General features: G+C 60.8%; 1 protein-coding gene. It reads right to left on the bottom strand.

What is annotated here, in order from left to right; genetic code table 11:
- Nucleotides 1-263, bottom strand: a 263-nt coding sequence (locus ACN6NG_RS30010; RefSeq protein WP_474317556.1) for an immunoglobulin-like domain-containing protein, incomplete at both ends; no start/stop codon positions are given.

The following is a 263-nucleotide window of genomic DNA, read 5'->3' as shown; positions in this document are numbered from 1 at the left end:
CGCCCTTGCCGGTAACGCCAGTCAGGGACTGGGTAATGGTGACCGGGTCGTTGACGTAGACGTTGTCTGGTGCAGTGACCTGAGTCGAACCGGTGGCCTCACCCGCCTTAATGGTGACGGTGGTGCCGTCAGTCAAGGTGAAAGTCAGGCCTTTGTGGTTGGTGACCGGCAGGGACGGGTCATCGCTGACCAGCTTCACGGTGTAGGTGATTTTGCCACCTTCGGTGACGGTTCCGCTGCTGACCGACAGCTCGGCGGTTACG

The organism is Pseudomonas sp. TSO6, assembly GCF_056098905.1.
This window is presented reverse-complemented; position numbering and strand designations above follow the sequence as displayed.